The sequence below is a fragment of the Streptomyces sp. T39 genome (assembly GCF_008042045.1).
Lineage (GTDB): Bacteria > Actinomycetota > Actinomycetes > Streptomycetales > Streptomycetaceae > Streptomyces.
Genome location: NZ_RDBP01000012.1, coordinates 1839843 through 1851401, shown reverse-complemented (window position 1 = coordinate 1851401; position 11559 = coordinate 1839843). Strand labels below are relative to the sequence as shown.

General features: G+C 74.2%; 9 protein-coding genes and 1 pseudogene. 2 read left to right on the top strand and 8 right to left on the bottom strand.

Features of this window, described 5'->3' with window-relative positions; all coding sequences use genetic code 11:
* From hemB to EAO77_RS09305, 8 genes are all read right to left on the bottom strand, one after another.
* A partial coding sequence (gene hemB / locus EAO77_RS09340; RefSeq protein ID WP_147989046.1) for a porphobilinogen synthase occupies positions 1 to 968 on the bottom strand: 968 nt, incomplete at its 3' end.
* A gap of 69 nt (positions 969 to 1037) precedes the next feature.
* Positions 1038 to 1883 carry an aminoglycoside phosphotransferase family protein gene (locus tag EAO77_RS09335; RefSeq protein WP_147987560.1) on the bottom strand — a complete coding sequence of 282 codons (846 nt, stop codon included), beginning with the start codon at positions 1881 to 1883 and terminating at the stop codon, positions 1038 to 1040.
* Positions 1884 to 2295: 412 nt separating this feature from the next.
* Positions 2296 to 3150 carry a class I SAM-dependent methyltransferase gene (locus EAO77_RS09330; RefSeq protein WP_147987559.1) on the bottom strand — a complete coding sequence of 285 codons (855 nt, stop codon included), beginning with the start codon at positions 3148 to 3150 and terminating at the stop codon, positions 2296 to 2298.
* Positions 3151 to 3662: 512 nt separating this feature from the next.
* The gene (locus tag EAO77_RS09325) at positions 3663 to 5324 is read right to left on the bottom strand and encodes a uroporphyrinogen-III synthase (protein ID WP_147987558.1); all 1662 of its coding nucleotides are present in this window, start codon (positions 5322 to 5324) and stop codon (positions 3663 to 3665) included.
* On the bottom strand, positions 5321 to 6280 hold the full coding sequence (gene hemC / locus EAO77_RS09320) for a hydroxymethylbilane synthase (RefSeq protein ID WP_147987557.1): 960 nt from the start codon (positions 6278 to 6280) through the stop codon (positions 5321 to 5323). Before hemC ends, EAO77_RS09325 begins: the two co-directional genes overlap by 4 nt.
* Complete coding sequence (locus EAO77_RS09315; RefSeq protein WP_147987556.1) at positions 6277 to 7965, bottom strand: glutamyl-tRNA reductase; 1689 nt, start codon at positions 7963 to 7965, stop codon at positions 6277 to 6279. Before EAO77_RS09315 ends, hemC begins: the two co-directional genes overlap by 4 nt.
* Positions 7962 to 8687, bottom strand: a complete 726-nt coding sequence (locus EAO77_RS09310) for a redox-sensing transcriptional repressor Rex (protein WP_147987555.1) — start codon at positions 8685 to 8687, stop codon at positions 7962 to 7964. Before EAO77_RS09310 ends, EAO77_RS09315 begins: the two co-directional genes overlap by 4 nt.
* 324 nt (positions 8688 to 9011) lie before the next feature.
* On the bottom strand, positions 9012 to 9287 hold the full coding sequence (locus tag EAO77_RS09305; protein WP_147987554.1) for a glutaredoxin family protein: 276 nt from the start codon (positions 9285 to 9287) through the stop codon (positions 9012 to 9014).
* Between the two features lie 116 nt (positions 9288 to 9403).
* On the opposite strand from EAO77_RS09305, the pseudogene EAO77_RS09300 reads away from it, so the two are divergent.
* A pseudogene (locus EAO77_RS09300) lies at positions 9404 to 10342 on the top strand (HAD family hydrolase); the annotation flags it as partial.
* Between the two features lie 336 nt (positions 10343 to 10678).
* Positions 10679 to 11524, top strand: coding sequence for an ECF subfamily RNA polymerase sigma factor, BldN family (locus tag EAO77_RS09295; RefSeq protein ID WP_147987553.1), 846 nt, complete (start codon positions 10679 to 10681; stop codon positions 11522 to 11524).
* Positions 11525 to 11559 lie beyond the last annotated feature (35 nt).

Here is an 11559-nt window from a genome sequence, read left to right as displayed (position 1 = left end):
GTCGCCCAGTACGTGAGGATCATGTTCGCGCCCGCGCGCTTGATGCCGAGCAGGGTCTCGGCGATGGCGGCCTCGCGGTTGATCCAGCCCTTCTCGGCGGCCGCCTCGACCATCGCGTACTCGCCGCTGATCTGGTACGCCGCGACCGGCACGTGCACGGACTCGGCGACCTTCGCCAGGATGTCGAGGTAAGGGCCGGCGGGCTTGACCATGACCATGTCGGCGCCCTCCTCCAGGTCGAGCGCCAGCTCGCGCAGCGACTCGCGGACGTTGGCCGGGTCCTGCTGGTAGGTCTTGCGGTCGCCCGTGAGCGAGGAGCCGACCGCCTCGCGGAAGGGGCCGTAGAAGGCGGAGGAGTACTTCGCGGTGTACGCGAGGATCGACACGTCCTCCTTGCCGATGGTGTCCAGCGCGTCGCGGACGACGCCGATCTGACCGTCCATCATGCCGCTCGGGCCCACCACGTGGACGCCGGCGTCCGCCTGGACCTGGGCCATCTCGGCGTAGCGCTCCAGGGTGGCGTCGTTGTCGACCCGGCCGTCCGCCGTGAGGACCCCGCAGTGGCCGTGGTCGGTGTACTCGTCGAGGCAGAGGTCGGACATGATGACGAGCTCGTCGCCGACCTCGGCCCGTACGTCCCGGACGGCGACCTGGAGGATGCCCTCCGGGTCGGTCCCCGCGGTGCCGAGCGCGTCCTTCTTCACGTCCTCGGGCACGCCGAAGAGCATGATCCCGGCGACGCCCGCCTCGCGGGCCTCGACGGCCGCCTTCCGCAGGGTGTCCCGGGTGTGCTGCACGACGCCGGGCATGGCCCGGATCGGCACCGGCTCGTCGATGCCTTCGCGGACGAAGGCGGGGAGGATCAGGTCGGCCGGGTGCAACCGGGTCTCGGCGACCATGCGCCGCAGGGCCGGAGTGGTCCGGAGCCGCCGGGGGCGGGCACCGGGGAAGGATCCGTACGCAGTCATACGGGCCACGCTACGCCCGCCCCGCACGGGTGATTACCGACACCGCGTCGGCGGGCGGGGCCGGCCCGGTCAGCAGCCGTCGAGTGCGGCGCGGAGGCGGCCGAGGCCCTCCGCCCGCCGGAGGTCCCGGTCGGGCATGCCGTCGTCCCTCCGCCACCGCCAGGCCGAGAACATCGCCCAGTTCAGGGCGCGGCACCGCCGCACCAGGGCCTGGTCGGCCCCCGGGTAGTACGGCGCCGCAGCCTCGGGCGCGTGGGCGAGGTCGAACTCGACGGGCCCCCGGCAGCAGGTGGCGAGGTCGACGAGGAGCGGACCGCCGCTCGTGGCGAGGAGGTTGCCCGGGTGGGGCTCGCCGTGCAGGAGCTGGTCGCCGCCTCTCCGGGCGTCGAGCAGCGCGGCGAGGCCGCCGAGCGTGCCGGCGAGCAGTCGCCGCTCGGCGACGGGCAGTTCGGGCGACCGGTCCCGGTCCTCGACCTCCCGGAGCGCCGCGGCGACGCGGTCGGTGACGTGGGGCGTCTCCAGGCCGGACGACGCTCCGGCCCGGCGCAGGGCGGTGTGGTGCCGGTGGAGCGCGTCCGCGTAGGCCGCGGGCGCGATCTCCGGTGCCACGGGCGGGTGGTACGTCCAGAGCGAGACCGCGAAGCCGTCCCTACGGTGCACGCGGGCCTCGACCCGGGGGTCGAGCCCGGCCACCGGGGCGCCGGCGTCCGCGAGCCGGCGCGCGACCTCCACCTCGAACGCGGACTCGGCCGCGAGCCGCGCGGGCGCGACCCGGGCCAGCACCTCGCAAGGGACCAGGCGCAACGCGACACGGTCCGAGTCGTGGACGACGATCACGTCGTCCACCGGGAGGCCCAGGCGTGCGGCGGTCGCCCGTCCCGCCTCGACCGCGCGGCGGAGTTCTGCCGGTTCCATGCGTCCTCCCTGGTCGCGCCCGTCGCCCCGGGGGGCGGCGCGCCTGTCCCGGCGCGGTACGCCCGGGCCCGCTCCGTGTCGCGCCGGCCCCGGTCCGGTACGCCCGGGCCCGCTCCGGCTCCGCCGCGGGCGGCGGCAAGCATCGCAGGGCGGGGCCCGCACGGGCCCCTGATTTTCGTGCGCCGCCGCGCACGCACGGCCCGGGGAGCGCGCGGGCACCTGGATGGGGACACCCCCGGACCGTCCGAGCCCCCAGGGCCCGGCACCCCACCGGAACGAGCCCGGCCCCAGGTCCACCAGAGCCCCCGGGGCCCGGCGCAGTACCCGGCACTCCCAGCACCCCCGGGCCCCGGGGGCTCTGGGGCCCCAGAGCCCGCGGCCCTCTCAGCGCCCCCGGCGCACCACCCCCGCGCTACGGACGCGTCGCCGTGACGACCCACGCGGCGGAGCCGTAGCGGACGCCGTCCGGGGTGGCGTGGGCCTCCAGGTCGGCGCGGAGGGTGGCGAGGGCGCGGGCGCGGCCGGCCTCGTCGAGTTCTTCGAGCATCCAGCCGAGCATGCCGGAGACGAAGGAGTGGGCCTCGTCGACCGTGCGGCCGAAGCGCATGGACAGCCGGTGGTCGTCGAAGTGCGGCGTGCGGAAACCGGCGGCGAGGAGGCGCTCGCGCACGGTGTCCGGGTCCGACATGAAGAACGGCCCGGGCGCATCCGCCGGCGGCGGGCCGACGTCCCGGCCGTCGGCGAGGTCCGCCACGAAGGAGCGGAACCACTCGTTGCGGGAGACGTCCTGCCACACCAGCAGCACCAGCCGCCCGCCCGGGCGCAGGGCCCGGGCGACGTTGCGGAAGGCGGCCACCGGGTCGGCGAAGAACATGCTGCCGAGGCGGCTGATGGCGATGTCGAAGGCCGCCTCCGCGAACGGGTGGGTCTGGGCGTCGGCGCGCTCGTGGCGGATGCTGTCGAGCCCTTCGCGCTCCGCCTCGCGGCGGGCGACCGCCAGCAGCGGCCCGGACAGGTCCACGCCCAGCACGGGGCCGCTCACCGTGAGCCGGGCGGCGGCACGCGAGGTGAGTCCGGCGCCGCAGCCGACGTCGAGGACCCGTTCGCCCCGCTGGAAGTGGGCGGCGTCCAGGAAGGGGCCCTGGTAGGCGTGGACCGCGCGGTCGAAATCGGCGGCGTGCTCCGCCCAGTACGTGCCCTGGTCACCGTCCCAGGCCTGTGCCTGCTCGGTGTTGGAAGGATCGACGCGCAGCGTCTCGGAGTCCATGTGACCGTCACCCACTCGTCCCGCGCTCGCCCGTGTCCCGGCGCCCTTGCCTCCGGTGTACTGCGTCGGCGGCCCCCTGTCGAACACCCCGGCCCCCGGTGCGTCACGCGCCGCACCCGGCACACGGACGGGTCCGGCACGACGCCCGCCCCCGGAGCGCCCCCGGCGGGAACCGCCTGTGCCACCCCCGGGCCGCCGAACGGCGGTCCCGTCGAGCGGGCACGCGGACGGCAGCCCTGCCGTGCGGCCGGGCGGGCCCCCGCCCGTATGCCCACGGACCCCGGACAGCGGCGTGGCCGGGCGGGAGTAACCTCCCGCCCGGCCACGCCGGTCCGAACCACAACCCGCCCGCGCTCACGCCGCCTCGCGGCAACGCCCCGCGGTCACGCGCCGCACAGCGACACCCGGCCCGGGTTCACGCCCCGCAGAGCGACACCCGGCCCGCGGTCACACCCCGCGCCACGACACCCGGCCCGGGGTTCACGCCCCGCGGCCAGGCCCCGGCTCGGGGTTCACGTCGTCGTGCGGCGCCTCCGCCCGCCCGGACGCCGCTCCGAGGGCCGCGTCACGTGCTCGCCGGCCTCCACGGCGGCCGCCCGGCGCGCCGCGCCGAACTCCGCCAGCGCCTCGGCGAGTCTGTGCACCGACGGCTCCGGCGACAGGACGTCGACCCGCAGCCCGTGCTCCTCGGCCGTCTTCGCGGTCGCCGGGCCGATGCACGCGATCACCGTCACGTTGTGCGGCTTGCCCGCGATGCCGACGAGGTTCCGCACGGTCGACGAGGAGGTGAAGAGCACCGCGTCGAACCCGCCGCCCTTGATCGCCTCACGGGTCTCGGCCGGCGGCGGCGAGGCGCGCACGGTCCGGTAGGCGGTGACGTCGTCGACCTCCCAGCCGAGTTCGATCAGCCCCGCGACCAGCGTCTCGGTCGCGATGTCGGCACGCGGCAGGAAGACGCGGTCGATCGGGTCGAAGACCGGGTCGTAGGGCGGCCAGTCCTCCAGCAGCCCGGCCGCGGACTGCTCGCCGCTGGGCACCAGGTCCGGCTTGACGCCGAAGTCGATCAGTGCGGCCGCCGTCTGCTCGCCGACCGCCGCGACCTTGATCCCGGCGAAGGCGCGCGCGTCGAGCCCGTACTCCTCGAACTTCTCCCGCACCGCCTTGACCGCGTTGACCGAGGTGAAGGCGATCCACTCGTAGCGGCCGGTGACCAGGCCCTTGACCGCGCGCTCCATCTGCTGGGGCGTGCGCGGGGGCTCGACCGCGATGGTCGGGACCTCGTGCGGGACCGCGCCGTAGGAGCGCAGCTGGTCGGAGAGCGAGGCCGCCTGCTCCTTGGTGCGCGGCACGAGGACCTTCCAGCCGAAGAGCGGCTTGGACTCGAACCACGCGAGCTGGTCGCGCTGCGCCGCGGCGCTGCGTTCGCCGACCACGGCTATGACCGGCTGGTGCCCGTCCGGCGACGGCAGCACCTTCGCCTGCTTCAGGGTCTGCGCGATGGTGCCGAGGGTCGCCGTCCACGTCCGCTGGCGGGTGGTGGTGCCGGCGACGGTGACGGTCAGCGGGGTGTCCGGCTTGCGGCCGGCGGCCACCATCTCCCCGGCCGCCGCGGCGACCGAGTCGAGCGTGGTGGAGACGACGGCCGTGCCGTCGCTCGCCCCGACCTCGGTCCAGCAGCGGTCGGACGCCGTGCGGGCGTCGACGAACCGGACGTCGGCCCCCTCCGCGTCCCGCAGCGGGACACCGGCGTAGGCGGGCACGCCGACGGCCGTGGCGATGCCCGGCACGACCTCGAAGGGAATGCCCTCCGCGGCGCAGGCGAGCATCTCCCGGCCCGCGTCCGTGTCCAGGCCGGGGTCGCCCGTCACGGCACGCACGACCCGCTTGCCGCCGCGCGCGGCCTCCATGACAAGATTGGCCGCGTCCCTGAGAACCGGGATGCCGGCGGACACTGACGCGTCGTCAACTACCGTCAGCTCAGGCGTGCTTACGCCCGCCCGGGCATGTCCGCGGACGACCTCCAGCACAGCGGGCTCGGCGACCAGGACGTCCGCGCCCGCGAGCGCCTCCACGGCGCGCAGGGTCAGCAGACCGGGATCGCCGGGACCGGCGCCCAGGAAGGTGACGTGCCCGTGTGCCGGGAAGGCCGGATGGTTCGAGGTGGTGGGGCTCAAAGTGCTCGCTCCCCCATAAGACCGGCCGCACCCTTGGCGAGCATCTCGGACGCGAGTTCGCGACCGAGCGCGATGGCGTCGCCGTGCGACGTGGGTACGGGACCGGTGGTGGACAGCTGCACCAGCGCGGAGCCGTCGGTCGTGCCGACGACGCCCCGCAGGCGCATTTCGGTGGCAACCTGTCCGTCGGCCAGCAGGTCGGCCAGCGCACCCACAGGTGCGGAGCAGCCGGCCTCCAGGGCGGCGAGCAGGGAACGCTCGGCGGTCACGGCGACCCGCGTGTGCGGATCGTCGAGCTCGGCGAGCGCGGCGACGAGTGCGGCGTCAGCCGCGGGACACTCGATCGCCAGGGCCCCCTGGCCGGGGGCGGGCAGGACGAAGTCGACCGACAGGAAGTCGGTGACCTCGTCGGTCCTGCCGATGCGGTGGAGTCCGGCCGCGGCGAGCACGACGGCGTCGAGCTCCCCGTTCCGTACGTATCCGATCCGGGTGTCGACGTTGCCGCGGATCGGCACGGTCTCGATGCGCAGCCCGTGGGAGCGGGCGTACGCGTTGAGCTGCGCCATGCGGCGCGGCGAGCCGGTGCCGACGCGGGCGCCGTCCGGCAGCCGGTCGAAGGTGAGTCCGTCGCGGGCGACGAGCGCGTCGCGCGGGTCCACCCGCGGGGGCACGGCGGCCACGGTGAGGCCCTCGTGCTCGGCGGTGGGCAGGTCCTTCAGGGAGTGGACGGCGAAGTCCACCTCCCCGCTCAGCAGCGCGTCGCGCAGCGCCGCGACGAACACCCCGGTGCCGCCGATCTGCGACAGGTGCTCACGGGAGGTGTCCCCGTACGTCGTGATCTCGACGAGCTCGACGGCCCGGCCGGTGGCGCGGCGCACCGCCTCGGCCACATGCCCGGACTGGGCCATGGCGAGCTTGCTGCGCCTGGTCCCGAGCCTCAGTGCCCTCTCGGTCATACTCGCCCTCGGTTCTTGACGTCTGCGTCATTCAGATCGGCCCGGCTGACGGAGGCGACCGTCTCCGGGTCGAGGTCGAAAAGGGTCCGCAGCGCGTCCGCGTACCCGGCTCCGCCGGGCTCTCCGGCCAGCTGCTTGACCCGCACCGTGGGCGCGTGCAGGAGCTTGTCCACCACGCGGCGCACGGTCTGGGTGATCTCGGCGCGCTGCTTCTCGTCGAGCCCGGTGAGCCGCCCGTCGAGGCGGGCCAGCTCGCCGGCCACCACGTCGGCCGCCATGGTCCGCAGCGCGACGACGGTCGGGGTGATGTGCGCGGCGCGCTGGGCCGCGCCGAAGGCGGCCACCTCGTCGGAGACGAGGGTGCGCACCTGGTCCACGTCGGCGGCCATCGGCGCGTCGGCGGACGCCTCGGCGAGGGACTCGATGTCGACGAGGCGCACGCCGGTGAGGCGGTGCACGGCGGCGTCGACGTCCCGCGGCATGGCGAGGTCGAGCAGCGCGAGCCGCACGGGGCCGCCGMCGCCGGCGGCGGGCGCCTGGCGGGCGGCGGGGTGCGGGGCACGGGGCGGGGCACGGGGGGTGCTCGCGGCCCAGGCCCCGTGCTGCGTGAGGGAGCCGGCGGGGGTGTCGTCGAGCCCGACGGGACATTCGGAGCCCGGGGCAACGTCCAGGCCGCCGGTCACTCCGGTGACTCCCGCGCGGGCGAACCGTGCGGCTTCGGTGTCATCGGCCGCCTCGCCGGCGCCGGGCAGCTCGGCCACCCGTCCGTCACGGGCGGCGGCCGCCGCCAGGCGGGCCACCAGGCTGCCCTCGGGGGCCCGCAGGTCGGCGCCCGGTCCCGCGGCGGGGACCACGTGCTGCGCCACGGCCGCGGCGACCGCCTCGGCGGTGAGGACCAGGCCGGTCGCGCCGGTGCAGGACACCGCCACGTCGGCACGTGTCAGCTCGTTCCCCACCTCGGACATCGGCACGGCCACGGCGCGCACGCCGGTCTCCGACAGGGCGGCGGCCAGCCGGTCGGCCCGCTCCTGGGTCCGGTTGGCGATGACGAGTTCGCGTACGCCGAGCCGGGCCAGCGTGGTCGCGGCGAGCGAGGACATCGAGCCGGCGCCGATCACCAGCGCCCGCTTGTCGGCCGCCCACACGTCGACGGGCACGCCGGCGGCGAGCTGTTCGAGGCCGAAGGTGACGAGCGACTGCCCGGCGCGGTCGATGCCGGTCTCGCTGTGCGCGCGCTTGCCGACCCGCAGCGCCTGCTGGAACAGGTCGTTGATCAGGCGCCCTGCGGTGTGCAGTTCCTGGCCCCGGGCCAGCGCGTCCTTGATCTGGCCGAGGATCTGGCCCTCGCCGACGACCATCGAGTCCAGCCCGCACGCCACCGAGAACAGGTGGTGCACGGCCCGGTCCTCGTAGTGCACGTACAGATAGGGAGTGAGCTCCTCCAGGCCGACGCCGCTGTGCTGGGCGAGCAGCGTGGAGAGCTCCGCGACACCGGCGTGGAACTTGTCGACGTCCGCGTACAGCTCGATGCGGTTGCACGTCGCGAGGACGGCGCCCTCGGTCGCGGGCTCCGCGGCCAGGGTGTCCTGCAACAGCTTGACCTGCGCGTCAGCGGAGAGCGAGGCACGCTCCAGCACGCTCACCGGCGCGCTGCGGTGACTCAGTCCGACCACCAGGAGACTCATGCCGGCATCACGGCGGGCATGTCCCCGTCAGGTCCCTTCCGAGCCGAGGACTCGGCTTCCTCGCCGGCCTTGCGCTGCTCGTGGAAGGCGAGGATCTGCAGCTCGATCGAGAGGTCGACCTTGCGCACGTCGACGCCGTCCGGCACGGACAGGACGGTGGGGGCGAAGTTGAGGATGGAGGTGACACCGGCCGCGATCAGACGCTCGCAGACCTGCTGAGCGGCGCCGGCGGGCGTCGAGATGACGCCGATCGACACGCCGTTGTCGCTGATGATCTTCTCCAGCTCGTCCGTGTGCTGGACGGGGATGCCCGCGACGGGCTTGCCCGCCATCGACGGGTCGGCGTCGATCAGCGCGGCGACGCGGAAGCCGCGGGAGGCGAACCCGCCGTAGTTGGCGAGCGCGGCGCCGAGGTTGCCGATGCCGACGATGACGACGGGCCAGTCCTGGGTGAGCCCCAGTTCGCGCGAGATCTGGTAGACGAGATACTCGACGTCGTAGCCGACACCCCGGGTCCCGTAGGAGCCGAGGTAGGAGAAGTCCTTGCGCAGCTTCGCGGAGTTGACGCCCGCCGCGGCCGCGAGCTCCTCGGAGGAGACCGTGGGCACGGACCGCTCCGACAGCGCCGTCAGCGCGCGGAGGTACAGCGGGAGCCGGGCGACGGTGGCCTCGGGGATTCCTCGGCTACGGGTCGCCGGTCGGTGATTTCGGCCAGTTGCCACGATGCTCCTGGGGGATGAGCGAGGCTGCAGGCGGCCGTGTGTCTCAAGACCGCCCCGTCGAATGCAGGCTATGTCTTTGTGAACGCGTGCACAAAGATTGTGTCCGCTTTGTCCGTGCAAAGTGATGGGGGTCACGCGATCCGGGGGCCCGGTCCTGGAACCGCGCGCCGTCCAGGGCCGTTCAAGGCTCGAAGGGGACAAAGGCGTACACACTCCTCGCGACGGTGCCCCCCGAGACCGCTTGGCGACACCACTGTGCCCTGTGCACCCGGCGTCCGGACAGGGCCCGGAGCCCCCTGGATTCCCGACCCCCTCACCGTCCCCTCATTCCCGCAGCGCGCGCCGCAGCCGCGCCGGGTCCACCCGCCAGAAGGTGTGCTGCTCACCGTCGACCAGCACCACCGGGATCTGCTCCCAGTAGGCGCGGTGCAGTTCCTCGTCCCGGGTGATGTCCTTCTCCTCGAACGACGCCCCGGTCTCGGCGCACACCGCCCGGGCGACCTCGCGGGCGTCGTCGCACAGATGGCAGCCGGGCTTGCCGATCAGCGTGACGACACGCTCGTCGGCCCTCTTCTTCGTACGGCGCAGCAGCGGACTCATGTCCTCCATTCTGGCGGTGCCGACCGGCCCCGCTTAACAGCCCGGACCCGGACTGTTCACGTCACCGCACCCCGGCGGGGTCGGGAGGGGTGACGGGGACTGGCTATGCTCACGCCATGGCCGCACTGGGATGGCTCACCCCCCGAAGGCGCCCCGCCACGGCACGCAGCGTGCTGGCAGGCGAGGCCGCAGCCGAGGCAGCACGCAAGTCCTCGCAGACCATCGAGGCGCTCCAGGAGCTCGAAGGCATCCAGGCGCCCCCCGCCGAACCGGTCTTCCCCGTCGCCGGGGACGTGCACGCCGCCGCCTTCTTCGACCTCGACAACACGGTCATGCAGGGCGCGGCGATCTTCCACTTCGGGCGCGGGCTGTACAAGCGCAAGTTCTTCCACCGCAGCGAACTGGCCCGGTTCGCCTGGCAGCAGGCCTGGTTCCGGCTGGCCGGCGTCGAGGACCCCGAGCACATGCAGGACGCCCGCGAGAGCGCCCTGTCGATCGTGAAGGGCCACCGCGTCTCCGAACTGATGACCATCGGCGAGGAGATCTACGACGAGTACATGGCCGACCGCATCTGGCCGGGCACCCGCGCACTCGCGCAGGCGCACCTGGACGCGGGGCAGAAGGTCTGGCTGGTGACCGCGGCCCCGGTCGAGACGGCCACGATCATCGCCGGCCGGCTGGGCCTGACGGGGGCGCTCGGCACCGTCGCGGAGTCCGTCGACGGCGTGTACACCGGCAAACTCGTCGGCGAGCCGCTGCACGGCCCGGCGAAGGCGGAGGCGGTGCGCGCCCTGGCGGCGGCCGAGGGCCTCGACCTGGAGCGCTGCGCCGCGTACAGCGACAGCCACAACGACATCCCGATGCTGTCGCTGGTGGGCCACCCGTACGCGATCAACCCCGACACCAAACTGCGCAAGCACGCCCGCGCACGCGACTGGCGCCTGCGCGACTACCGGACCGGCCGCAAGGCGGCGAAGGTCGGCATCCCCGCGGCCGCCGGTGTCGGCGCCCTCGCGGGCGGCACGGCGGCCGCCGTCGCCCTCCACCGCCGCCGCCCCCCGAGGCCTCCCCGGCACCCCGGCGCCGCCCCCGGGCAGGACCCGACGACACCGACGCACGCCGCTGCCGCCGTCCGGGCCCGTCAACCCTGCGCCGCACACGTCCCGCAGACAGATCCCGACGTATTTCGATCAACAACTGCTCACAATGTGCGACTGGATGCGCCACCAAGACACCACAGAACCGTCGTAAACGGCGATTTGAGCAACTGGGTGTAGCACTGCCTGTACGAAGCGTTATTCTCCTCAGACGCATGACGGACCCCACCAGTCATCACGACGGGTGAACGGTCCCGCACTGCACGTGATGAAAGCTCTGCCTCTGGGAGTCCCGTGTACCCACACGTCGGGGTTGACGCCTCGGGCCTGGCTACGCTGCGCGCAGCGGTCATCGACCACTTGCGCGGCCTCGTCCCCGCCGCGTACGCCGTCCCCGCATTCGCCGCGCCCGGCCTCGCCGCCGGCGGGCCGGCCGCACCCTGCTACGCCCTGGCGGACGGCATCGAGTCGGGCCCGGCGCGCACCGCCGTCGCCGACGGGCGCCGGGCGGGTGAGGCGCGCAGCGTCGCCAGGCGGGCCACCCGGGCCGCCGGCGCCTCCACGACGGCCCGCCGCCCCACGGCCGACAGCGACAGCGCCCGCATGATGGACCTGGTCGAGCGCGCCCAGGCGGGCGAGGCCGAGGCGTTCGGCAGGCTGTACGACCAGTACAGCGACACCGTCTACCGCTACATCTACTACCGCGTCGGCGGGAAGGCGACGGCGGAGGACCTGACCAGCGAGACCTTCCTGCGCGCCCTGCGCCGGATCTCCACGTTCACCTGGCAGGGCCGCGACTTCGGCGCCTGGCTGGTGACGATCGCCCGCAACCTGGTCGCCGACCACTTCAAGTCGAGCCGCTTCCGCCTGGAGGTGACGACCGGCGAGATGCTCGACGCCAACGAGGTCGAGCGCAGCCCGGAGGACTCCGTCCTGGAGTCCCTGTCCAACGCCGCCCTGCTCGAAGCCGTCCGCAAGCTCAACCCGCAGCAGCAGGAGTGCGTGACCCTCCGCTTCCTCCAGGGCCTCTCCGTCGCGGAGACCGCCCGCGCCATGGGCAAGAACGAGGGGGCGATCAAGACCCTCCAGTACCGCGCCGTCCGCACCCTCGCCCGGCTGCTGCCGGACGACGCCCGCTGACCCCCGCGGCCCCCGGACCGCACCCGGAACACCCC

Bases quoted from the DNA above. Each gene is read 5' to 3' on its own strand.
- EAO77_RS09335 (WP_147987560.1), bottom strand. From the start codon at position 1,883: ATGGAACCGGCAGAACTCCGCCGCGCGGTCGAGGCGGGACGGGCGACC.
- EAO77_RS09330 (WP_147987559.1), bottom strand. From the start codon at position 3,150: ATGGACTCCGAGACGCTGCGCGTCGATCCTTCCAACACCGAGCAGGCA.
- hemC (WP_147987557.1), bottom strand. From the start codon at position 6,280: ATGACCGAGAGGGCACTGAGGCTCGGGACCAGGCGCAGCAAGCTCGCC.
- EAO77_RS09305 (WP_147987554.1), bottom strand. From the start codon at position 9,287: ATGAGTCCGCTGCTGCGCCGTACGAAGAAGAGGGCCGACGAGCGTGTC.